Here is a 24290-nt window from a genome sequence, read left to right as displayed (position 1 = left end):
CTGTCCTTAAGCCTTGGCCAACAGACACCGGCTCGTTCAGAACAGCACTTTTTCCAAGGGTGCGCGCAACGTTTCCGCCGCCTTCAGCGCCTCTTCACGTGCGGCGATATAGTCGCGATTGTCAGGTACGCTTATCCGCTTCTTGGTGATTTGCAGCTGGAAAATGAAAAAATCCTCATGGGTGAAGGCCATTTCGGAGCCTGCGAGGTAAAATTCCCACATCCGCACGAAGCGTTCGTCATAAAGCCGCGCCGCCTCATCGCGGCGTGCCATGAACCGGTTTCGCCAATGGCGCAGCGTATGGGCGTAATGCATCGGCAGGATTTCGCAATCGGCCACCAGCAGGCCGGATTTTTCGATGGCCGGAAGGACTTCGGCAAGCGAAGGAATATAGCCGCCGGGGAAGATATATTTCTCGAAAAACGGATTGTTGTAGAGCGCCGGATAAGGCTGGCCGATGGAATGCAGGATCATCACCCCATCATCCTGCATCAGCTCGTGGACCTTGCGGAAATAATGCCGGTAATGGGTTGGGCCGACATGCTCGAACATGCCGACCGAAACGATCCGGTCAAAAGGCCGCGCCTTCAGGCTGCGGTAATCCTGCAAGTCGAAACGCAGCCTGTCGCCGAGACCGCGCTTGCGCGCCCGTTCGCGCGACACCTTCAACTGTTCTTCGCTAAGCGTGATACCGCTGACATCGACCCCGCAGGTTTCCGCCAGATAGATCGCCATGCCGCCCCAGCCGGAGCCGATCTCCAACACCCGCTGGCCCGGCTCCGCCATCAGCTTTGCGGCGATGTGGCGTTTCTTCGCCAGTTGCGCCTCTTCCAGCGAAATGCCCGGCGGATTGAAATAGGCGCAGGAATATTGCCAATCCTCGTCCAGAAACAGGTCGAACAGTTTGGCGCTGAGATCGTAATGATGGGCGACATTACGCTGGTTGCGATTGACCGGCAAAGCCCCCCGCACTTTCGCCGCCGCCACCCGCAGCAAGCCGCGCCAGAGCATCGGAAAGGTCAGGTCAGACACCAGCGTATTGGTTTTCACCAGCGCCAGCAGGTCGTAAATATCGCCTTTTTCGAAGGCCATCCGGCCCTGCATGTAGATCTCACCCAGCTTCAGCTGCGCATCGCGGTAAATCTCGTCTTCCGCCTCGTCATCGAAAAAATGGATCGCAATCGGCGGTCCCGAACCATCACCGAAACGCTGCATCTTGCCATCGGCCCCGATGACCTCCAGCGTGCCTTTTCGGATGATTCTCATCAACATGCCACGAAGAGACGATGCCATTGACACCTCCTGAAAGGAAAGAGATTGCCTGTCCGCTAACGGCAACCCTATCCTCTCCAATGGCGCTGACAAGTATGCTTTTGTCACATAATCTTCAAAAACCCAGGGAACTTTTCCGAAAAGCAAAACACGCGCTCACCTCAGGATGTGCGCGTGTTTTGTGTTCCCGCAATAGTTTACGGTCCATCGGATCGAAAAACGGACATCGGTTTGCTGGCTAATACTGGTGAGGCGTTATTTCTTACGCATCGCCTCGGCCAGTGCCGCACCCAAGCCACCCATCGCGGGCTTTTCATCACGGGCCGGTTTCGGATTGACATTGCGCATCACCGCCGGGCCACGATTGTCACGAGCCGATGGCGGCGGCGCTTCGCCACCATCCTTGCGCATGGTCAGCGCAATGCGCTTGCGCTTCACATCCACTTCCACCACCCGGACTTTCACCACATCACCGGCTTTCACCACTTCATGCGGGTCCTTGACGAATTTGTCGGCCAATTGCGACACATGCACCAAGCCATCCTGATGCACGCCAATATCGACAAAGGCCCCGAAGGCCGCGACATTGGTGACCGTGCCTTCCAGCAACATGCCGGGTTTCAGGTCGGTGATTTCCTCCACCCCATCGGCAAAGATGGCAGTCTTGAAGCTGGGGCGTGGGTCACGGCCCGGCTTTTCCAGCTCAGCCAGAATGTCCTTCACCGTGGGCAGACCGAATTGCTCATCAACGAACTGGCGCGGGTCCAACCCTTTCAACAGGCTGCTGTCGCCCATCAACGTGCGCAGATCTCGCCCGCAGGCCGCAACGATTTTCTTGGCAACCCCATAAGCTTCCGGGTGAACAGACGAAGCATCCAGCGGCTCCTTGCCATCGGGAATGCGCAGGAATCCGGCGCATTGCTCAAACGTGCGCGCACCCAGCCGGGCCACTTTCAACAGATCCTTGCGGCTGGAAAACGGCCCGGTCTGGTCACGATGCGCAACGATTGCTTCGGCTATCGAGCCGCCCAACCCCGACACTCGCGCCAGAAGCGGAGCCGATGCGGTGTTGAGATCGACACCCACCGCATTCACCGCATCTTCAACCACGGCATCCAGCGAACGGCCTAGACGGCCCTGATCGACATCATGCTGATACTGGCCAACGCCGATGGATTTCGGATCAATCTTCACCAATTCCGCCAATGGATCCTGCAAGCGACGGGCAATGGACACGGCCCCGCGCAAGGAGACATCGAGATTGGGGAATTCCTTGGCGGCCAGTTCTGACGCCGAATAGACCGACGCGCCTGCTTCCGAGACGATGACCTTGGTGGGCTTCTTGCCGGTCGCGGGCAATTGCGTCAGCATATCGGCCACCAGCTTTTCCGTCTCGCGGCTGCCAGTGCCATTGCCGATGGAGATCAGGTCAACGCCATGCTTGCGGATCAGGCCCGCCAGCTCGGCCTGGGTGCCGCGAATGTCGTTTTTCGGTGGGAAAGGATAGACCGTCGTGGTTTCCAGCACCTTGCCGGTGCCATCCACCACCGCCACTTTCACGCCGGTGCGGATACCCGGATCAAGTCCCATGGTGGGGCGCGAACCGGCGGGGGCCGCCAGCAGCAAATCCTTGAGATTGCGGGCAAAAACGTGGATCGCTTCTTCTTCGGCCCGCTCACGCAAATCGCGCATCAAGTCCAGTGACAGCGACATGGACAGTTTCACCCGCCAGGTCCAGCCCGCTACCTCCATCAGCCATTGATCAGCGGGGCCTTTTTGGCCAATCTGATAGGCTGACGCAATCATCCGGTGGGTTGGCTTGATCAGTGAGGTGTCGTCCTTGTCCGCCTCGATGGTCAGCGTCAAAATCTCTTCGTTCCAGCCACGCAGCATGGCCAAGGCCCGATGACCCGGCACGGTGGCCCAGCGCTCGAAATGGTCGAAATAATCAGCGAATTTCTCGCCAGACGCCTGCTTACCTTCGACCACCTTGGCATAGAGAATGGCCTTGTCTTTCAAATAATTGCGCAGGCTCTTCAACAGGTCGGCATTTTCCGCCATGGCTTCGGCCACGATATCGCGCGCGCCTTCCAGTGCCGCTTTGACGTCTGCCACTTCGCCCTTCACATAGGCCTCTGCCAGCCTGGCCGGATCGCTGGTCCGGTCTTCCCAAATCGCATTGGCCAGCGGCTCCAAGCCTTTTTCGCGGGCAATCTCGGCGCGGGTGCGGCGCTTGGGCTTGTAGGGCAGATAGATGTCTTCCAGCTCCGCCTTGGTGGTGGTGCGGGCAATCTTGATGGCCAGTTCATCGGTCATCTTGTCTTGTGATGTGATGCTCTCGACAATCGCCTTGCGGCGCGCACCAAGCTCGCGCAGATAGGTCAAGCGCTCGGCCAGATTGCGCAATTGCGTATCATCCAGCCCACCGGTGACTTCCTTGCGGTAGCGGGCGATGAAGGGAACCGTGGCACCGCCATCCAGCAAATCCACCGCGGAGATCACCTGATCGGCTCGGGCATTGATCTCGCTCGCAATCAGTGCGGCAATGGATTTGATATCGTCGGCCATGAAACTTCCTTCTTGATCGTGCGGCGCGCACTGTAGCCAGCCAATCGGGCAACACAACAGCCAAGCGATGCGACTCCACAGGAAAGCCGCCAGAAGATCAACCGGCAGGTTAACCATTCCGTCAGGAAATCGCCAACCGAACAAGGTTAACCATTTATGACCATTCACTTTTTCTCCGCTGCCCCTATAGTTCAAAATGGAGCAGGCGCACCCTGCCAGGAACAGGTCAGCGATGAATAAAAGCCAATATATCCAGAGTCTTGACGGGTTGCGCGGCCTTGCGGCCTTTGCCGTGGTGCTCTCGCATATGCCCTTGCTGCTTGGCATCAGCCTTCCAGCCATGCTGGTCGGCGATCCCTCGGTGGCGCTGTTCTTTTCGCTCAGCGGCTTTCTGATGGCCCATCTTTACGGCACAAAGCCCTTCACCCGTGCCAGTGTGGCCGATTATCTCGTGCATCGCTTCGTGCGGATCTATCCGGTCTATCTGGTCGCTGTGCTGCTGGTCATCCTGTTGTCGGCCATTCCGGCGCTGCACTATATCCAGCCGGTCACAGGTCTGGTGGAGATCTTCCGCCATATCGCCATGCTCGGCTCCAGCGGCGTGTTCTGGTCGGTACCACCGGAAATCCAGTTCTATCTGTTTTTCCTGCTGCTCTGGCTGTGTTTCGAAAATCCGGCCAAGCGTCCCGGCCTTTGCGCGGCCATCGCTGGCGGATTCGCCATCGCCATGTATCTCGGCTTCCCCGGCCCCGGCATCGTGCTGCTGTCGAAAATTCCCTATTTTCTATTCGGTGCTCTGGCAGGCCGGGTGTTTTCCGCTGGCTATTGCCGGCCCGCAACGATGCTTTCCGGTCTCGTGGTCCTTGGGTTGATCGCCCTGTTCTTTCTCGGCCAAAGCTTTTATGCCGCTGCCAATGCCTTCTGGGGGACGTCAACGGCGCTGATCGCCACCATCATCGTCTATCTGGCCGCCTGCGAAGCCCCGCTCTCCAAGACGGTGCTGGCCTCGGCTCCGCTGCGTTTTGCGGGGCGGATCAGCTTTTCACTCTATCTCTTCCACATGCCGGTCAGCTTCCTGACACTCACAGTGCTACGCACTGCGTTTGGCCCCACCCTGCCCGGCTGGCTTACCGGCCTCGTGATGATTTTTGCCAGCCTTGCAGCGGCAACACTCAGCTATAGCGTGATTGAAAAACCCTCGCGCCGCTTCTTTCTCGGCCTGTGGAAGGCACGTTTTCCAGCCTTGTCCTCCGCAACGGGCAAAGCGGACATTCCCGCTGCCACGCACCTTTCCTCTTGACCTTTTCGGCTGCCCGCCTTAACCGCCGGGCAGGTTTTCCAGAGGGCTGTGCCATGAATATTCTGCTGATCGGTTCGGGTGGACGTGAACATGCGCTGGCCTGGAAGCTTGCCCAATCGCCGCTGATCGGCGCGTTCTACGCCGCGCCCGGCAATCCCGGCATTGCCGAACATGCCGAACTGGTCAACGTGAATATCGACGATCACAGCGCCGTCATCGCCTTCTGCAAGGACAAGGCGGTGGATTTCGTCGTGGTCGGACCGGAAGCACCGCTGGTGGCAGGCCTTGCCGATGCGCTTCGCGCCGCGGGCCTCACCGTTTTCGGGCCATCGGCGGCAGCCGCGCAACTGGAAGGCTCCAAGGGCTTTACCAAGGATGTCTGCGCCCGCTTCAACATTCCGACCGGCGCTTACCAGCGCTTCAACAATGCGCCCAAAGCCAAGGCCTATGTGCGCCAGCAGGGCGCGCCCATCGTCATCAAGGCCGATGGTTTGGCGGCTGGCAAGGGCGTGACCGTAGCGATGACGCTGGACGAGGCGCTGTCGGCCATTGACGATTGTTTCGAAGGCGCGTTTGGGGCCGCAGGCGCCGAGGTGGTGGTAGAAGCGTTTCTGGATGGCGAGGAAGCCAGCTTCTTCTGCCTTTGCGATGGCAAGACGCTGTTGCCGCTGGCCACCGCCCAGGACCATAAGCGGGTTGGCGATGGCGATACCGGCCCCAATACCGGCGGCATGGGCGCCTATTCCCCGGCCCCTGTGATGACCTCTGATATGGTGGAGCGCACCTTGCGCGAGATCATCGAGCCGACCATGCGCGGCATGGCGGAACTGGGCATGCCGTTTTCCGGCGTGTTTTTCGCAGGGCTGATGATCACCGAGAAAGGCCCCGAATTGATCGAATACAATGTTCGCTTTGGCGATCCGGAATGCCAGGTGCTGATGATGCGGCTGAAAAGCGATCTCCTGCCGCTGCTGCATGCCTGCGCGTCAGGCACGCTGGATCAGGTTTCAGCCGAGTGGCACGACGATCCGGCGCTGACTGTGGTTCTGGCATCGAAAGGCTATCCGGGCAGTTTCACAAAGAACACCCCCATCGCCGCCATCCCTGCCGCCAGCGACGAGGCAAAGGTTTTCCATGCCGGCACCGCCCTGAAGGACGGCCAATTGATTGCCACCGGCGGACGCGTGCTGAACGCCACGGCCCGCGGCAAGACGGTGGCTGAAGCCCAGGCAAAGGCCTATGCGCTGGCCCGGCAGGTGGAGTGGGACAATGGTTTCAGCCGCAGCGATATCGGCTGGCAGGCGATTGCCCGCGAAAAGCCGTCGGAATCCTGATCCAAAACGAGCAATCGATAAAATTTGAACATTCCAGATTACGGCGCGACAACATCCTTTGGCTAATCTCTCCCTATGAATTTGAGGAGCCAGTCAATGCGTGCCGTGATCGCCACTCTTGCCACCCTGTTGCTGTCACAGACGGCGCAGGCCTCGTCCATCGAAATAATCCGTGGTGGCGACGTGGCGACACCCAGTATTTCGGCTATGGCCTGCACAACCTGCCCGCCCAGCGTCCCGATAAAAGCGCCGGAACAGGCCCAGGAAATCCTAGCGGAAGGCACCCAGCGGATCGAGCTTCGCGATAGCAACGGCCATAAACAGCTGGTACGCACCGAAGCCTGGCTGGGCGGCTCGCCCGTCACTTACGTCCAGAAGGCGGATGGCTGGCTGGACCACGACAACCAATTGGTGGGGCTGGCCGGAGACGGGCTCGACACGGCAGCAACCACCGCCGCCGTCGGCGATGATCATCACCCTCTCGATGCAGATAGAATGCAACTGCGCCTGAAATAATCCCTCAGCTACCGGCCCCTTGGTGTTGATGAGGCGACAATCTGAGACTGTGACGTTGCGTTTGCCATTTGCGACATAACGCAGACCCACAACCCACTCGTCAGCCATTGATAAAATACAACCAAAAAACTGCCAAGGGACTGTCTTTAGGCTTTTTTTAGCAAATGCCACTATACTCCTTGAAAATTGATCGGGGCTGGAAGACACCTATGAAAAATCTCAGGATTTCGCTGCAACTGTTCCTGTTGGTTGGCGGATTGATGGCGGCTTTCGCAATCGCGACATTCTTCCAGATCCGCTCCTCAGAGCAAACCATCTATACCCAACGCTATGAAATGCTGCGCACCGAGGTGGAAACCGCCATTTCGGTGATGAAGCTTTACAATGCCAAGGAAGTGGCGGGCACCCTGTCGCGGGCCGATGCGCAAAAGCAGGCCTATGAGACGATCAATGCGCTGAAATTCGACCCGGACGGCTATTTCTTCGGCTACGACTATGATGTGAACATGCTGTTTCATCCCGATCCGAAACGGGTCGGGCAGAACTTTAAAGGCAAAGCCGACAGCAAGGGCTTTGCCTATCGCGACGAACTGGTCAAGCTTGGCCGCGAAGGCGGCGGGCGCACCGATTTCTACGGTCCAAAGCCTGGCCTGGAAGGCAATGATTTCCGCAAGAGTTCCTACGCCAAGGCCTTTGAGCCCTGGGGTGTGGTCGTCGTGACAGGTCTTTACATGGACGATCTCGATGCGGAAGTGAATGCGGCCATCTTCAAGGCCATTTCCATGGGCCTGATCGTTTTCGTCATCGGTCTTGCCGCCGCTTATGTGGTGATCCGTGGCATTTCGCGGCCGCTGACGGCCATTCACGATGCGCTGCGGGCCGTGGCCGATGAAAATGTCACGCTGACCATTCCCCACACCAATATGAGCAATGAAGTCGGCATGATGGCCAAGGCCACCAAATCCTTGCAGGAAAAGGTGCGGGAACGCCATGCCATGGTAGCCCGCCAGGAAGAACAGCAGCGCGAACTGGACAGCGAGCGCCAGCAAAATGCCGACCGGCAGGCTGAAGAAGCCCGCGCCCAGGCGCATGTGGTCGCCACCATCGGCGCCTCGCTGGAAAAGCTGGCAACCGGCGATCTGACCGTGCGCTGCGCCGATCTCGGCGCCAAATACGAGGATCTGCGCCATAATTTCAACGATGCCCTGACCCGGCTGGAGCAGGCCATGGCCCGCGTCAACCTGAAGGGCAACGATATCAGCGTCAGCAAGGAAGAAATCCGCCGCGCCTCCGGCGAGCTTGCGACCCGCACCGAGCGCCAGGCCGCCAATCTGGAGGAAACCTCGGCAGCGCTGGACGAATTGACCGTGGCGATCCGCCAGACCGCCGATGGCGCCCGCGAAGCGGCAAGCCGGGTGAAATCGGTCAGCCAGGAAGCCCAGCAGAGCGACGGCATTGTCGGCCACGCCATCGAGGCGATGAGTGGCATCGAAAAATCCTCCGAGGAAATCACCAAGATCATCGGGGTGATCGACGAAATCGCCTTCCAGACCAACCTTCTCGCCCTGAATGCCGGTGTGGAAGCCGCGCGTGCCGGTGAAAGCGGCAAGGGGTTTGCGGTCGTCGCCCAGGAAGTGCGCGAACTGGCACAACGCTCGGCGGCAGCAGCCAAGGAAATCAAGGCGCAGATCGCTCGCTCGTCGGCCCAGGTCAATGAAGGCGTGCAGCTGGTGGGACGCACCGGCGAAGCCCTGAAGCGGATCTCCACCCAGATCACCGAGGCCAACGAGGTGGTGGCGCGGATTGCCGCCAGTGCCCAGGAACAGGATACCACGCTCCGCTCGATCTCTTCCGCGCTCAACGTGCTCGACACCACCACCCAGCAGAATGCCGCAATGGCCGAGGAAACCACCGCCTCAGCCGAGGTTCTCGCCAACGACACCGGCGACCTTCTCAACCTGATCCAGGGTTTTCGCGTCAACCAGCAGGGTGATGGCGCGGCTCTTGGCGGCATGGCCCAGCAGATGCGCCGGGCTGGCTGAAACAGATCACTCCCGAGACAAAAGCCGTCGGAGCAATCCGGCGGCTTTTGCTATTAAGAGCCGCTTGAAAGCGCGGCCTCCAGGGCATCGATTTCGCTATCTGAAAACACCGCAAAACCAGCCTGTTTCAACAGGGCCGCTGTCACGCCGAAGCCCGGATGACGGGTGCCTGAAAACGAACCGTCATAGATAAAGCCGGAGCCGCAGGACGGGCTGCCATCGATCAGCAGCGCGTAACGACAGCCCTGTTCCAAGGCCACATCCACCGCCTTGCTGCCCCCGGCGATAAACTCTGCGGTGACATCGCCGCCGGTCACTTCCAGCACCCGGGCGCGGCCTTGCAGCACATCCTCGCCATTGCCGCCCTGCTCTATTTCCGCTGGCGGACGCGGCGTCGGCAAGCCACCGGCCTGTTCCGGGCAAAACGCCACCAGCCGCCCCTCGTCTTGCCAGCGGGCAATAGCAGAATGATGCAACGGCTTGCCCTTGCCATCATAGCGCACCGGGCGACCCATCAGGCAGGCGCTGATCAGGATTTTATCCATGTCTGCGCCTGCTTTCCTTACCCGGCAATTTTGGAGAAATCCGCCACCGTGCCGGTTGCCTCGCGGATGGCCTTCAACAGCGCCAGGCGATTGGCGCGGATGGCGGCGTCCTCGTCATTGACCAACACATCCTCGAAGAATGTATCGACCGGGGCGCGCAGGGTGGAAAGCGCCTGCATGGCGGAGCGGAAATCCTCTTTTGCGACGGCCTCGGCTGCGGATTGGGTGGCTTGCACGATGGCGGCGTAAAGCGCCTTTTCGGCGTCGAGTGTCAGCAGCGCCTCGGACACGCCATCGGCCACCACCGTTCCCTTCTTTTCCTCCGCCGCCAGCAGCTGCGTAGCGCGCTTGGTGCCCGCCAACAGGTTCTTGCCGTCTTCGGAGGTGATGAAGGCGGTGAGTGCTTCGGCGCGGCGGGCGACCATCAGCAGGTCGTCGGCCTCAGGCGTCAGCACGGCGTCGATAATGTCATGGCGGGCGCCTTGATCGCGCAGATAGACTTTCAGACGGTCGTGGAAGAAGGAGAGGAGAGACCCGCCCAAGAATACCGACGCAAACTCCTGCGAGTACTTTGAAGAAGTACTGTCTTTGGGCGCTCCACCCGCAACACTTTCGTAAATAGCGGCATCAATAATTCGCTCAATCTCCTCGCTCGTAAGTGAACGGCCTAGCAACGAATGAGCAAAAACATCAAGCAAGGACAGACGTATATTCTTCTCAAGCAAAATACGGACATCGCCCAACGCCGCCCGCCGCAGCGCAAACGGGTCCTTCGACCCTGTCGGCTTCTCATTAATCGCCCAGAACCAAACCAGCGTATCCAGCTTGTCGGCCAGCGCCACGGTTATCGCCACCTTGTCTTCCGGCAGGCGATCCGATGGGCCTTGTGGCTTGTAGTGATCTTCGATGGCTGCGGCGACGCTTTCGTGCTCGCCCTGAAGCGTCGCATATTTGCGGCCCATCAGGCCTTGCAGTTCGGGGAATTCGCCGACGGCTTCGGTGCGCAAATCGGCCTTGGCCAGCACCACGGCGCGGTCCACCAAAGCTTCATCGGCTCCGACGACAGGAGCCAGAACCTTAGCCAAATCGCGGATGCGGGCCACACGCTCACCCTGGCTTCCCAGCTTGGCGTGGAAGGTCACGTTCAGCGCATCCAGCTTGGCCATCCGCTGGTCGAGCGGCTTTTTCAGGTCGAGGCCGAATTTTGCAGCGCTTGCTTCAAGCGTTTCCAGATCCGGCAGATTGCCCTGGTCACGCTTCCAGAAATGCAGGGCGTCGGACAGGCGGGCGCGGACCACCTTGCCATTGCCGTGGATGATTTCCGCGCCGCCGTCATGGGCGGCGATGTTAGAGATCAGGATGAAATGGTTGGAGAGCTTTTCACTCTCGCCAATTGGCCGGGTGACGAAGCATTTCTGGTTGGTCTTGATGGTCAGCCGGATGATTTCCGAGGGGATCGACAGATAATCGGCCTCAAACGTGCCAAGCAGGACCTGCGGATATTCCACCAGGCCGGACACTTCTTCCAGCAGACCCTCGTCTTCCACCAGGTCCAGCCCATTGGCAAAGGCCACGTCGCGAGCGTCGTGAAGGATGATATCCTTGCGCCGCTCGGCATCAAGGATCACCTTGGCCTTTTCCAGGCTCGACACATAATCGTCGAAGCGCCGCACGGTGATGGCCTCCGGCGCGTGGAAACGGTGGCCATAGGTGATGTTGGAGGCGGTGATCCCGTCGATGTCGAAGGGAATGATCGCCACTTCGTCGTGCTCGGAGCCGAAGGTGCAGAGAATGGATTGCAGCGGCCGCACCCAGCGCAGGCTTTCCGACCCCTTGCCTTCGATGCCGCCATAGCGTGAACCCTTTGGCATGGACGCCGCACCTGATCGCATGGACTTCGGCCACGGAAAACTGCGGATAATGCCCGGCATCGCCTCGGTAATGATCTCTTCGGCTGACCGGCCCGGCTTGTCGATCATCGCGACGTAGAAATCGCCCTTCTTGGGATCGGTCTTGACCACGGCCTGATCGATGGAGGCGAGCCCCGCGCCGCGCAAAAAGCCCTCGATGGCCTTTTCTGGCGCCGACACGCTCGGCCCCTTCTTTTCTTCCTTCACATCGGCAGACCGGGCCGTCAGTCCGCGAATGTCCAGCACCAGCCGGCGCGGCGTCCAATATTCCCGCGCACCTTCATAGGTCAGGCCCGCATCGACAAGTGCATCCGTGACCAGCTTTTTCAGATCACCCGCCGCCTTGCGCTGCATGCGGGCAGGGATTTCCTCGGAGCGAAGTTCAAGCAGAAGATCGGGCATATTGACTTTCCTTGCCTCAGCAGAACGAGGCGAGCGATTTTACAGGTAGACACCTGCTAGCAAAATTTTCCGGGGGCTTACAATGGCAAACTGCCATCTTAAGCGGATCAGTCGTTCTGATAGTCCACCCCAAGCGAGGCCAGCGCGTCCCAATAGCCGGGATAGGTTTTCGCCACGCAGCCGGGATCAAGAATAGTGATGCCGGAGATTTTCAGGCCAGCCAGCGCAAAGCTCATAGCAATGCGGTGGTCGGCGAAGGTGTCGATCTTCGCGGGCAGGGTCTGACCGGCAAGCGCCGGATCGGCGGCGATGATCAGATCGTCGCCCTCTTCCGTGGCAAGGCCGGGGCGGATGGCGTTGAGGCCGGTCGAGAGCGCCCGGATACGGTCGCACTCCTTGACACGCAGATTGGCGATGCCGACGAAACGCACTGGCGTTTCGTTAAAGGCCGCCAGCACGGCGATTGTCGGAATGGCGTCCTGCATCTGGCTGCCGTCGATCACAGCGGGCATGGTCGGGAAGGCAGAAATGACAGTATGGGCCTTGGCATCGGGCTGGGTAAACTGTCCGGCTGGCGTGCCGATATCGATCTTTCCACCGGTCAATACTTCGGCGGCCCAGAGATAGGTGGCAGCGGAGGCATCCGGCTCGATGTGGAAATCGCTTGCCTTGTAGCCGGTCGGCTCAACCCGCCAGATTGTCTGGGACGGTTGCTCAATGCGGGCGCCGAAAGCGCGCATGGCCGCAAGTGTCAGGTCGATATAGCCGCGCGCGCCGATCTCGCTACCGGCCAGTTCCACCTCAAAAGCCGCGCCCGCCATCGGGGCGGCCATCAGCAGCGCTGAGACATATTGGCTGGAGAGACCGGCATCGATTACCACCCGGTTTTTGGTAAACGCACCCTTGGCATCAATGGCAACCGGCGGGCAGCCGCTTGGGGCGGCAATCGCCACGCCCAGAGATTGCAGCGCATCGACCAGCGGCTGGATCGGCCGTTTGCGCATATGCTCGTCGCCGTCGATGGTGAATCGGCCATTGGCCAGCGCCACCGCCGCCGTCAGGAAGCGGGTCGCCGTACCGGCATTGCCGAGAAACAACGCCTCCTCAGGGGCGCGCCACAGGCCTGTGCCGGTCACGACGAAGGTGGTCTCATCCGGCTCCTCAACGGTGACGCCCATGGCCCTCAGCGCATCCGCCATATAGCGGGTGTCATCGCTTTTCAGCGCGCCGGTCAACCGGCTGGTGCCATTGGCCAGACCCGCCAATAGCAGCACACGGTTGGTGATCGACTTCGAGCCGGGCGGGCTGACATGGCCGGTTAGCGGCTTTGCGGGCGGCAGGATGGTGAGGGCGTCGGCGGTCTGGGCGGTAAGGGTCATGAGCATGTCCGTGGGTTTAACCGGGCTTTTGCCTGCTGCATAATTCCTCAAATCGTTTCCGGCTTAAGGGCTTATGCAAGTAGCGCGCCGCCGTTTCCATTGCAATCTTCAATGTGCCAAGCTTCAAGCTTCAGGCAGATCGCGATCAAGAAACAACCGTGCCAACCGGGTTTCCTGGGCTTTCGCCATCGTACGGGCATAGGCATCCATGGCCAAAAGCGACAGCAGGGTCGCAACACCACCGGCAGCGGCAAGATGCAGGATGTGTTGACTATGGGCCGAGAACTGCAACCGGTCGGCCACAGCCTGCGATACGACATTCATCACCGTCAGGCTCACCAGATTGCAGACCAGAATGGATGGGACGAGCCAGTACAAGTCTCGAACATTCAGGGCTGGCAGATCATGATCCGGCGCTTGTCCTTCCGGCGGAGCGTGGTCATCGCGCATGGTGATGCGGGCAATTTCCATCATCACCACCTGGGGAAATATATATTTGATGATCGGCACGAACCAGCAGATCACCGAGACCCAGGGGCCAAGTCGTGGCGGCGCATCAGGTGAAAGACGGATGGCGAAGTGAACGGCAAACCACAGCCAGGCCAACCAGAAACAGGCGCTGGCAACCCGAAAGACGAAAGCGCCAATCTCGATGAAAGCCGCCCAGCGACCAATACCCTGCGCCAGCCAGCTGGTGACGCCGGTATAGGTCGCAAAGCCGGTGGCAGCCACCACATATTGAACCCAGGCGGTGTAGAGAAAAAACGGCACCAGAATGAAATAAAGCACCCCGCAGAGAGCTGCGAGAATCAGCCAGCCGCGCCGCATCCATGTCATTCGCCGGAGAAGGGTGTCCAGCGTCATGCCCTTGCCCTCTCCCCAGCCGTTTCCAAGCTCTTACGCGGCCTTGCCGAAATTCGCGCCACCGGCATCGGTCTGCAAAAACGCCTCGCCGCAGGCCTTGGCCAGCGTGCGCACCCGCAGGATATAGCTCTGGCGCTCGGTGACGGAAATCACCCCGCGCGCATCAAGCAGGTTGAAGACGTGGCTTGCCTTGATGCATTGGTCATAGGCCGGAAATACGCATTTATGCAGCACCTGATTGGCGCTTTCGCCCGGCGCACCGGCATCCAGCAGCGCCTGGCATTCCTTCTCGGCATCGGTAAAATGCCGCAGCAACATCTCGGTATTGGCATATTCGAAATTATGGCGGGAATATTCCTGCTCGGCTTGCAGGAAAACATCGCCATAGGAGATCTTTTCCTCGCCTTCGCGGCCATTGAAGTTCAGGTCATAGACATTGTCGACGCCCTGCACATACATGGCCAGACGCTCCAGACCATAGGTCAGCTCACCCGCCACCGGCGAGCATTCGATGCCGCAGACCTGCTGGAAATAGGTGAATTGCGAGACTTCCATCCCGTCGCACCAGCATTCCCAGCCAAGACCCCAGGCGCCCAGCGTCGGGCTTTCCCAATCGTCTTCCACAAAGCGCACGTCATGCAGCAGCGGGTCGAGGCCGATAGCCTTTAGCGAGCCGAGATAAAGCTCCTGCAGGTTGGAGGGGTTCGGCTTCAGGATCACCTGATATTGGTAGTAATGCTGCAAGCGATTGGGATTTTCGCCATAGCGGCCATCGGACGGACGGCGCGAGGGCTGAACATAAGCAGCCTTCCAGGGCTTGGGGCCAAGCGCGCGCAGCGTCGTTGCCGGGTGAAACGTACCAGCACCGACTTCCATGTCATAGGGTTGCAGCACGGCGCAGCCCTTGTCGGCCCAGTAATTGTGCAGCGTCAGGATCAGCGCCTGAAAGGAGCGCTTCGGGTCCATATGCGGGGCGGAAGCCGAAGGAGCGAGAGGAAGCGTCATGGGAACCTGCATTTATCATCGAAGTCAAAGGGTCAGTCTGACCTGCCATGTGCGGCCTTTGCGGTCAAGAGTGGCGTTGTTTGGCAGGAGCTACTCATCAGTCCGGTCGCTCAGTGGCTGGCGACCTGATCCAATTGTCCGCGCAGCAAAAACACCACGCCTTCAAGCGCAAAATCAATCTTCGCCTCGCCGCGAAACAGATCCGCCACAACGCGCTCCGTCAGCTTGGAGCCGAAGCCACGACGCTCCGGCTCAGACACCGGCGGCCCACCGCGCTCGCTCCAGCGCAAGAAGAAACGGCCATCGTCATCCTTGCCCCATTCCACTCGCACCTGACCCTCCGTCACCGATAGCGATCCATATTTTGTGGCATTGGTGGCAAGCTCATGCAGGGCCAGCGACAAGCCGAGCGCCTGGCGCGAAGACGCTTGTAAAGACGGTCCAACAACCTGAAAACGGTCAGGCCTGTCACGATGCGGCTCGATGGCATTTTCGACCACTTCGGCGATATCCGCCGAGGCCACGCTTTTGCCGGTCAACAAATCCTGCGCCTTGGACAAGGCCTGAATGCGGGCCGAAACCAGGCTCGCCGCCTGCGGCAGCGATTGCGCGCCGCGCATGGTCTGGCCGACTATGGATTGCACCATGGCCAGCATGTTTTTCACCCGATGCGCGAGTTCGCCGTTCAGCAGGCGCAATTCCTGCTCGAATGCTTCTTTTTGACGAAGATGCTGGCGGGTTTCCTCATGGTTCGTCTCCAGTGCCTGGCGGTCAAGCACGGCCTGCGTGGTCTCCGTGACGATGTTCAGCAGCCCATGCACAGCACCATCATCGCCATAAAGCGGGCTATAGGAAAATGTCCAATAGGTCTGTTCGGCAAAACCGTTGCGGGTCATCACCAGCGGCATATTTTCTTCCCATGTCGCCTTGCCGGCCAGGGCGCTGCGCACATAGGGCAGGACCCCGTCCCAGACATCCGCCCAGATTTCGGTAAACGGAAGGCCCAGTGCCTTGTCTCTGCGCAGGCCCAGTATCGGCTCATAGGCATCGTTATAGAATTGTAGCAGGTCCGGTCCCCACCAGAAGCACATCGGCTGGCGAGAGGCTAACACCATTCGCATAGTGATTTTCAGCGATAGCGGCCATGTGTTGATCGGACCGAGCGAGGTCGCTGCCCAGTCGAAATGACGGATCATCTCGCCAATTTTGCCGCCGCCAGCCAGAAAATCATCGGTGCTGATAGAGACATGAGAGGATGGCCAGGCGTGTTTCGCCTCCGGAAAAGACAATGCCAAGATCCCCCAGGTTCATAGTATTACATCATAGGATTACAGTGGCGAGCGCTCTTCGGGCGCATTCCGGCTCACTGTAACAGTTTATAGGCTTTGTATAATCCCTGTCCTGACCCATAGGGGATCAGGCAGACGCACCGCCAAGGCAGTGAAACAGGTTTCACCAACAGGTTGTTCCCGATTATAAAATCATAATTCCAGCATGATGCAAGCGGAGCTGCACAACCGACCTGTTTTTGGCACACTTTATCTTGGTCGATAAGTGTCCCTGCACCAAGGTCGCCGTCAACGCACCATGTATACAGGCTGGCATTTCATACCGATTCCCGAATAGGGGGGATCACCTTCGCCCCTTCTTGTCAGTCGTCCTGCTTCACCCGGTATTCGCCGGTCTTCGGATCCTTGACCAGAGTGGTGACCGCATCGCTGTCGCGCCCGCTCCGGCGATGGGCATTAACCGCCTTGCGTTGCGCCACCGACGCCGTCCAGCGCCGGTAATACCAGACGGCAAGGCCGATCAGGATGATAAAAAAGAGAATGCGCGTCATGCTGCCTGCTCGCCCACGGATTACCACGTCCGTTGGAAAACCGACAGGACATCACTCTCCTTTATCAGGTCACCCGCATGTCCGAAAGCCCCGGGTTTCCCAAAAGACGAAGGACATCAAGGATATCTAAAGCCCATAGCGCGCCCAGAGCGCCCGATCTTCCAGCGTCTCCACAAGGCCGGCGGCGGCGGCGCTGCCGATATCACTGGGAGCAGAAAACGCCGTATCAACCCCAGACAGACGCCTGCCGAACAGGCCGCGGGCACCCGAAATCAATTCCAGCCGGGCTGTCTTGCCGTAGCGCGCCTTGATCTCCTCACGCATACTGCCCAGTCCGTCCACCAGACCAAGTTCGAAACCCTTGCGGCCCGTCCAGAACAAGCCGGAAAACAGCTCCGGATTGTCGTTAAGCCGGATGCCGCGCCGTGTCTTGACCATGTCGATGAAAACATCGTGAATATCCAGCTGAAGGGTCTTGAGATACTCGATATCGCTCTGCTTTTCCGGCTGGAACGGATCGAGCATCACCTTGTTTTCGCCCGCTGTATAGACACGCCGCTCGACGCCGATCTTCTTCAGCAACTCAGGAAAGCCGAAACCGCCGGACACGACGCCGATCGAGCCGACAATCGAGGTCGGGTCGGCAATGATTTCATCGCCGGCAAGGGCGATCATATAGCCGCCGGAGGCTGCCACATCCTCCACGAACACCAGCACGGTCTTGCTGTGTTCATCGGCCAGTGTCCGGATGCGCTGAAAGATCATCCGCGATTGCACCGGCGAGCCGCCTGGCGAATTGAGCGACAGCACCACAGCCGGACTGTCCTTCAACTTGAAGGCTTTTTCCAGAAGTGGTGCGATAGCCGCGAGGTTCAGCGCCGGGCGAAACCGGCTGCCGCCGCTCATGATCGCGCCATGCAGCCGCACGACTGGAATGACGATTTCCTGCTTGCGAAACCGCTTCGGCACCCACCGCTTCCATAGACCCGCCATGCGTCACATCCTTTGCTGCTTCGAACAGAACAGTCATGTAAGTCTTGAAGGCGTAAACGCAATGGCAGGGCTCATTTTTGCCTGACGACCCAGCCGCAGCAATCTATCAGATCGTCTTGATGTCCAGCCTCGGATAGCCCCCCCGACCGTTGTTGAGCGCATCGACCTGCGGCAGGAAGGCGTGGCCTTCAGGCCCATGCATGATCAGCGGGCTGCGGAAGGTGAGTCGGGCACGCGAGCCTTTAATCGCCGTCAGCAGCAGGCGGATCGCACTTTCGCCCTCCCTTGGATGGATGAGGGTGATCTCGATGCCGCCAAAGCGTTTGCCGCAGGCAGCGATGATCTCGGCCACCGATTGCGGTCGGGCAATCAGCGACAATTGCCCACCGGGTTTCATGATTGCACCCGCGGTGCGCAGCCAGCGCTCAAACATATCCCCATCCATGGCATGCGCCTCGGCCTTCAGGCTGTCAGGCGTTGTCCGGTCGCGCCCGTCATTGAAGGGTGGGTTCATGATCACATGATCGAAAGCATCGTCCGGCAATCCCGCCGCCCGGCGCGCCCGCCCCGTCAGCGTCACATCCGCCGCGACCAGCTGGACCCGTCCGGCCAGATGGGCGTTCTCCGCCAGGTCGAGGGTCTTTTGCGCATAGGACAACATGTCAGGGGAGCGCTCGACCAGAGTCACCATGGCCGTTGGCAGACGCGAGGCAACAGCCAAACCGGCGCCACCGGCGCCAGCGCCCAGATCTGCAGCCGTGCCACCCTCCCCCACCAACGCTGCCAAGAGCATGGCATCCATGCCAGCGCGATGACCACGGCCTTTTGGCTGCACGAGGAAAAAGCCGCCGCGATGAAAGGCATCGACGGTTTCGTTGATGATATCGGAGGCAGTCCCCTCAAACGCCATGGGCTTTCTCTCTTGATTATGCCGCGCCGTCGCGCAACTCTGCGCCAAGACCGGCATCGATCAGGATGCGCCGCGCTTCCTCTGCCCGGCCCGGCTCGACCAGGAAACGGCGTGGCAAAAGCCCAAGCGATCCTTCCAGAATGCTCATCGACTGGTCGGCGATCAGGCTCTCGATACCGGCATCCTTCATCAGGCTCTGGGCAAAGGACAGTAAAACGGCGTCATTGGTGCGAATGAGTTCATGCATGCGATGATGAGTCCTATCAAATCTGCGGGATAGAGAAATTCCGCTCTTGCCGGGTCGCCAACGGCTTTTTATGTTTGTTTGAGCATTATGTCTCGAATTTTCGCGCAAACACCGCTTGATGACGCGACAGTCAGGCAAAAAAACCGTAAGTTGGGTCGAAGCGACGACAATTGCCCGATCCGGTTAGGCCAAATCCGGTTGGGCTAGGCGCGGTTGGGATTGAGATGACATTGAGCCTTGGATATAAGGGGCCAACGCGGTCTTGTGGTGTGTTAATCCACACGCTATCGCAGTCCTGATACAGGAATAAACAGGAGTCCGGACAGTTGGGCGCAGTGATACCGCTTGGTGACAAGAAAAACAAACAGGCCTCGGTGCAACCTCTGGTGGACCTGACCCGCAACGGCATGGAGCGGGTCAATCAACTGATCCTGTCCAAGGCAGGCTCCGATGTCCAGATGATCCCGGAAGTGGCCAATCACCTGATTTCCTCTGGTGGCAAGCGCCTGCGCCCAATGCTGACGCTGGCCTCCGCCGCGATGTTTGGCTATGAGGGCGAAGGCCATATCAAGCTCGCCACCAGCGTCGAATTCATGCACACTGCCACGCTGCTGCATGACGATGTGGTGGATGAGAGCGACCTCAGGCGCGGCAAATCCACCGCCCGGATGATCTGGGGCAACCAGGCCAGCGTGTTGGTCGGCGATTTCCTGCTTGGCCAGGCATTTCGAATGATGGTCGAAGTCGGCTCGCTGGAAGCGCTGGATGTCTTGTCAACGGCGGCCTCGGTGATTGCCGAGGGCGAAGTGCTTCAGCTTTCGGTCGCCAAGAACATGGAAACCACCGAGGACGATTATCAGGCGGTCATTCGTGCCAAGACGGCGGCGCTGTTTGCCGCCGCCGCCGAAGTCGGCCCTATCGTGGCGGGAACGGACAAGGCAGCCCGCAACGCGCTCAAATCCTACGGCATGAATTTGGGCCTGGCCTTCCAGCTGGTCGATGACGCCCTGGATTACGGCGGCAAGGTCGCCGATCTCGGCAAGAATACCGGAGACGATTTCCGCGAGGGCAAGATCACCCTGCCAGTCATTCTCGCCTACCGGCGCGGCAACGAGGCCGAGCGGGGCTTCTGGCGCGAAGCGCTGGAAGGCGGCAGGCATGACGATGCCAATCTGGAAAAGGCCATGGGGCTGATTACCAAATATAACGGTCTTTCCGATACAGTGGCGCGGGCCATTCACTATGGCGACGTCGCCCGCGATGCCCTGGCGCCGGTGCCTGACGGCGTCTGGAAAGATGCCTTGATGGACGTGATCGATTTCTGCATCGAACGGGTCAGTTAAAACATTTCCAGCCAGACCATGTTGCGGTTTGGCATCTGGAAATACATCCACCAAAGACACCCGGTTTTCTTGAAACGCTGAAATGCTCCGACGTTCCTCCGGAAAACCGGGAGCCATTGCCGCTAACACGTTCCGGGAGGTTTTTATGTCACTTACGCAAAAAAGCCATTCTGTTGCCATCACATTGACTGGTCACGTGGGGGCAAGGCTCTTACATATCATGTTCCGGTCTCAGCGACCTGGCTGGCAGCGAGCCTCGCAGCCTTCTGATTCGCTGGCCTGATGTTGAATTTTCCGATCCGGCCAGAATGGCCGGTGACCCTGGTTGCCCGATCCGGTCGAATGACCGGTGATCTTGGTTGAAAGGCTTCTTCATGCGGCAGATCTTTGCCAAACGCTTCCTCTCGGGCACAGCGCTCCTGCTTCTGGTGTCCTTCAGCGGGGGCGTCCTCCCGTCCTTCCTGGCTCCGCCGGTAGCGATGGCGGCAGAAACGGCAAAACAGCCGGTCGATGGCTTCGATCTTGATGAGGTCGATACTCTGTCCGGCGCGTATCTGGCGGCCCGCACGGCCAATACCGACCGCGATTTCACGACCGCCGTGACCCTTTACGAGAAGGCGCTGCGTTTCGAACCGCAGGATCTGGAAATCCGCGAAAGCCTGATGCTGTCGCTGCTGATGGCTGGCCGCTTCGAGGAAGGCGCGAAATACGCCAACGAGCTGCGCAAGGATCAGGCCGTTGAGCGCATTACCGCCATTGTCCGCGGTCTGGAGGCTATCAAAGGCAAAAAATACCGCACGGCGGAAAAAGTCCTTGCCTATAAGGGGCCGAACGATCTCGACCGGCTGACCAATGCGCTGCTGACCGCTTGGGCGAAAATGGGCGCCGGGCGTGGCAAGGAAGCCCTTGCCGATCTCGACAAGATGAAAGGCCCGGACTGGTACGGCATTTTCAAAAACTACAATGCGGGCGTGATGGCTGCCGCCATTGGCGACGAGACCAAGGCCCGCAGCTATCTGAGCGGCGTTATCACCGACCGCGAGGGCGGCGCGACCGCGCCCGACACGTTCCTGCGGGCTGTCATGGCCCTGGCGACGCTGGAAGCCAAGACCGGCAACAAGCAGAAAGCGCTCGATGCGCTGGCGGCTGGCGACGAAGTGTTGAACAATTATCCGCCCTTCAAGGCGATGCGCGAGCGGATCGAAAAGGGCGAGGTTCCCAAGCCGCAGGTGGCCACCGCCGATGAAGGAGCAGCCTCAGTGCTGTTTTCGATCGGTGGCGCCCTGAACCGCCAGGGAACCCAGGACACCGTTGCGCTCTATCTGCAATTGTCGCGGGCGCTCGATCCCGACAGTGCCGATACGCTGATCATGCTGGGTGGCATTGCCGAGGGCAACAAGCAGACTGATCTGGCCATTTCCTTCTACAAGCAGGTGCCGGCCGAATCGCCGATGCGGCGGATTTCCGAAATGCAGCTGGGTCTGGCGCTGGCCGAAACCGGCAAGGTCGAGGAATCCAAGGCCCATCTCAAATCGCTGATCGCCTCCGATCCGCAGGATATCCGCTCCTATCTGGCCTATGGCAGCGTGCTGTCGGATGCCAAGGACTACACCGAAATGGCCGCCAATTACGACAAGGCAGCGGAGATTCTTGGTTCGGCCCCCGGAAAGAACCAGTGGCCGGTGTTTTTCCAGCGCGGCATTGCCTATGAACGCCTGAAGAAATGGGACCAGGCCGAGCCGAATTTCCGCAAGGCGCTGGAGCTTAATCCCCAGCAGCCACAGGTTCTCAACTATCTCGGCTATTCCTGGGTGGATATGAACCGCAATCTCCAGGAGGGCCTGGAGATGATCAAGAAAGCCGTCGAGCTGAAACCTGATGATGGCTATATCGTCGACTCGCTTGGCTGGGCCTATTATCGGCTGGGCCGATATGACGAGGCGGTCGAGGAGTTGGAGCGCGCAGTGCAGTTGAAGGCCGGTGACGCGACGATCAACGACCATCTGGGCGACGCCTATTGGCGGGTTGGCCGCAAACTGGAAGCCACCTTCCAGTGGCGTCAGGTCCTGGCGTTCAAGCCGGAACCGGAACTGATCGCCACGGTGCAGGAAAAGCTGGAAAAGGGATTGCCTGACCTGCCCGCCGGGCCGGGGGCAGCCGAAGCCACGCCGCCAGTCGCCCCGGCGCCCACACCCACGCCGCAGACCCCGGACCAACCTGAAAAGAAATCCTGAGCATCGTCAACGCCTTGGTTTTCAAGCAGGGCGAGGCAGGAACCCGAATGACCGTATTTCGTGAAATTGCAGCGGCAAAGATCAATCTTGCCCTGCATGTCACGGGCAGACGGGATGATGGCTACCACCTTCTCGATACGCTCGTGACATTTGCCGGACATGGCGACGTGATCACCGTTGAAGCGGCCCGACAGGATGAATTTACCCTGTCGGGGCGCTTCGCAGGCCAGCTTCAGTCGGAGGATCCGGCTGGAAACCTGGTTATTCGGGCGCGGGATCTGTTGCGAACAGCCACTCTGGCCAAGGGCCTGCCTGCCCCGTCCGTTGCCATCTCCTTACAAAAAAATCTGCCAATTGCGTCCGGCATTGGTGGCGGTTCAGCCGATGCCGCAGCCACGCTGAGGGCTTTGCAGCACCTATGGGAAAGCCATCTTGAGCCAGCCGCCTTGGAGGATCTGGCCCTAAAGCTGGGAGCAGATGTGCCGATGTGCCTTGCAAGCACATCCTTGCGCGCCACAGGCATTGGCGAAGACCTGACACCCCTGCCGGCCTTGCCACGCTTTGGCCTCCTGCTCGGCAATCCGTTGCAGGCGGTGTCCACACCAGCGATCTTCAAGGCGATGACCAGGCGCGACAATCCACCGATTGGCCCGCTGCCAACGCTGATGGACCAAGACCCATGGATAGAGACGCTCCGCCGATTGCGTAATGATCTGCAACCCGCCGCCGAAACCTTGTGTCCGCACATTGCCGAGCTTTCCCGGATGATCGAAGCAACCGGCGCGCTTGTCACCCGGATGTCCGGCTCCGGCGCCACCTGTTTTGGCCTTTACCCCACCTATGACGCTGCATTTGCCGCTGAAAAAGCGCTTCTCACGGCGCGGCCGGATTGGTATTTTCAGGCGAGCCAGACCCTATAGCCTGTCGCGTATTTCGGAATTCACCTGACATGCTATAGACTTGTGTTTTCGCATGTCTTTTCCCGAGGCCGCTGCACGCTTTCGGAAAACATGCTGTATCGGAGACCCGACATGCCCGGACTGGACGAAACACGCGCTTTTATTCCCCTCGGCTTCGCCGTTCTGACGGTGTCGGACAGCAGAACATTGACCGACGACCGCTCCGGCGATGTGCTGGTCGAGCGGATCGAGACGGCTGGGCATCAGCTCATCGACCGCGCCATCGTCCCCGACGATGCCGATCGGATCGCCAACCAGGTGCGCGCCTGGAGCCAATCGCAGGATGTCGACGTGATCATCACCACCGGTGGCACCGGATTTACCGGTCGAGATGTGACGCCGGAGGCGGTGGAGCCGCTGTTCGACAAGCGGATGGACGGATTTTCCGCCGTGTTTCACCGGATTTCCTATGATAAAATCGGCACTTCGACCATCCAGTCGCGCGCTACAGCCGGACTTGCCAACGGCACCTTCGTTTTCGTCCTACCCGGCTCTCCCGGTGCCTGCAAGGATGGTTGGGATGGTATTCTTGCGCAACAGTTGGACTATCGTTACCGGCCCTGCAATTTCGTGGAAATCATGCCCCGGCTGGCCGAGCATCTGAAGCGGGCCAAGGCGTAAAACAAA

General features: G+C 59.5%; 20 protein-coding genes. 8 read left to right on the top strand and 12 right to left on the bottom strand.

What is annotated here, in order from left to right; translation table 11 throughout:
* Positions 1-36: 36 nt before the first annotated feature.
* Positions 37-1293, bottom strand: a complete 1257-nt coding sequence (locus AVI_RS03845; protein WP_015915101.1) for an SAM-dependent methyltransferase — start codon at positions 1291-1293, stop codon at positions 37-39.
* A 234-nt stretch (positions 1294-1527) separates the two neighbouring features.
* Positions 1528-3840, bottom strand: coding sequence for a Tex family protein (locus AVI_RS03840; protein WP_015915100.1), 2313 nt, complete (start codon positions 3838-3840; stop codon positions 1528-1530).
* Between the two features lie 232 nt (positions 3841-4072).
* Between AVI_RS03840 and AVI_RS03835 the strand changes: the two genes are divergently transcribed.
* From AVI_RS03835 to AVI_RS03820, 4 genes are all read left to right on the top strand, one after another.
* Positions 4073-5140, top strand: coding sequence for an acyltransferase family protein (locus tag AVI_RS03835; protein WP_015915099.1), 1068 nt, complete (start codon positions 4073-4075; stop codon positions 5138-5140).
* Between the two features lie 53 nt (positions 5141-5193).
* Entirely contained in the window at positions 5194-6474 is a 1281-nt protein-coding gene (gene purD, locus AVI_RS03830) for a phosphoribosylamine--glycine ligase (protein WP_015915098.1), read from the top strand.
* Between the two features lie 96 nt (positions 6475-6570).
* Positions 6571-6990 (top strand): plant virulence effector HPE1-like domain-containing protein, encoded by a 420-nt coding sequence (locus tag AVI_RS03825; RefSeq protein ID WP_049777134.1) that lies wholly within the window; start codon positions 6571-6573, stop codon positions 6988-6990.
* Positions 6991-7199: 209 nt separating this feature from the next.
* Positions 7200-9032, top strand: coding sequence for a methyl-accepting chemotaxis protein (locus AVI_RS03820; protein ID WP_015915096.1), 1833 nt, complete (start codon positions 7200-7202; stop codon positions 9030-9032).
* A 53-nt stretch (positions 9033-9085) separates the two neighbouring features.
* Here AVI_RS03820 and AVI_RS03815 read toward each other — a convergent pair whose 3' ends face one another.
* The 10 genes from AVI_RS03815 to AVI_RS03770 form a co-directional block, all read right to left on the bottom strand.
* Positions 9086-9577, bottom strand: a complete 492-nt coding sequence (locus AVI_RS03815; protein ID WP_015915095.1) for a 2-thiouracil desulfurase family protein — start codon at positions 9575-9577, stop codon at positions 9086-9088.
* Positions 9578-9594: 17 nt separating this feature from the next.
* Entirely contained in the window at positions 9595-11889 is a 2295-nt protein-coding gene (gene glyS / locus AVI_RS03810) for a glycine--tRNA ligase subunit beta (RefSeq protein WP_015915094.1), read from the bottom strand.
* A 107-nt stretch (positions 11890-11996) separates the two neighbouring features.
* Positions 11997-13268 carry a 3-phosphoshikimate 1-carboxyvinyltransferase gene (gene aroA / locus AVI_RS03805; protein WP_015915093.1) on the bottom strand — a complete coding sequence of 424 codons (1272 nt, stop codon included), beginning with the start codon at positions 13266-13268 and terminating at the stop codon, positions 11997-11999.
* Positions 13269-13391: 123 nt separating this feature from the next.
* A complete protein-coding gene (locus AVI_RS03800; RefSeq protein ID WP_041696275.1) occupies positions 13392-14132 on the bottom strand; it encodes a DUF4328 domain-containing protein in 741 nt (246 codons plus the stop codon).
* Positions 14133-14165: 33 nt separating this feature from the next.
* A complete protein-coding gene (locus AVI_RS03795; protein ID WP_041697566.1) occupies positions 14166-15098 on the bottom strand; it encodes a glycine--tRNA ligase subunit alpha in 933 nt (310 codons plus the stop codon).
* A gap of 149 nt (positions 15099-15247) precedes the next feature.
* On the bottom strand, positions 15248-16432 hold the full coding sequence (locus AVI_RS03790; RefSeq protein ID WP_234617838.1) for a PAS domain-containing sensor histidine kinase: 1185 nt from the start codon (positions 16430-16432) through the stop codon (positions 15248-15250).
* A 356-nt stretch (positions 16433-16788) separates the two neighbouring features.
* The gene (locus AVI_RS03785; protein WP_041696273.1) at positions 16789-16977 is read right to left on the bottom strand and encodes a hypothetical protein; all 189 of its coding nucleotides are present in this window, start codon (positions 16975-16977) and stop codon (positions 16789-16791) included.
* A 126-nt stretch (positions 16978-17103) separates the two neighbouring features.
* On the bottom strand, positions 17104-17970 hold the full coding sequence (locus tag AVI_RS03780; protein ID WP_015915089.1) for a S49 family peptidase: 867 nt from the start codon (positions 17968-17970) through the stop codon (positions 17104-17106).
* 106 nt (positions 17971-18076) lie between these two features.
* Positions 18077-18880: a tRNA1(Val) (adenine(37)-N6)-methyltransferase gene (locus tag AVI_RS03775; protein WP_049777133.1), complete on the bottom strand. Its 804-nt coding sequence runs from the start codon at positions 18878-18880 to the stop codon at positions 18077-18079.
* A gap of 16 nt (positions 18881-18896) precedes the next feature.
* A complete protein-coding gene (locus AVI_RS03770; protein ID WP_041696271.1) occupies positions 18897-19127 on the bottom strand; it encodes a putative signal transducing protein in 231 nt (76 codons plus the stop codon).
* 326 nt (positions 19128-19453) lie between these two features.
* Here AVI_RS03770 and AVI_RS03765 point away from each other — a divergent pair, with 326 nt between their 5' ends.
* The 4 genes from AVI_RS03765 (at position 19454) to moaB (ending at position 24284) form a co-directional block, all read left to right on the top strand.
* The gene (locus tag AVI_RS03765; RefSeq protein ID WP_015915086.1) at positions 19454-20470 is read left to right on the top strand and encodes a polyprenyl synthetase family protein; all 1017 of its coding nucleotides are present in this window, start codon (positions 19454-19456) and stop codon (positions 20468-20470) included.
* Between the two features lie 374 nt (positions 20471-20844).
* A complete protein-coding gene (locus tag AVI_RS03760) occupies positions 20845-22704 on the top strand; it encodes a tetratricopeptide repeat protein (RefSeq protein ID WP_015915085.1) in 1860 nt (619 codons plus the stop codon).
* 47 nt (positions 22705-22751) lie between these two features.
* Entirely contained in the window at positions 22752-23624 is an 873-nt protein-coding gene (locus AVI_RS03755) for a 4-(cytidine 5'-diphospho)-2-C-methyl-D-erythritol kinase (RefSeq protein ID WP_015915084.1), read from the top strand.
* Between the two features lie 111 nt (positions 23625-23735).
* On the top strand, positions 23736-24284 hold the full coding sequence (gene moaB, locus AVI_RS03750) for a molybdenum cofactor biosynthesis protein B (protein WP_015915083.1): 549 nt from the start codon (positions 23736-23738) through the stop codon (positions 24282-24284).
* Positions 24285-24290: the final 6 nt, after the last annotated feature.

Source organism: Allorhizobium ampelinum S4 (assembly GCF_000016285.1).
Lineage (GTDB): Bacteria > Pseudomonadota > Alphaproteobacteria > Rhizobiales > Rhizobiaceae > Allorhizobium > Allorhizobium ampelinum.
The sequence above is the reverse complement of the archived record's forward strand: the minus strand, read 5'-3'. Positions and strand labels throughout refer to the sequence as shown.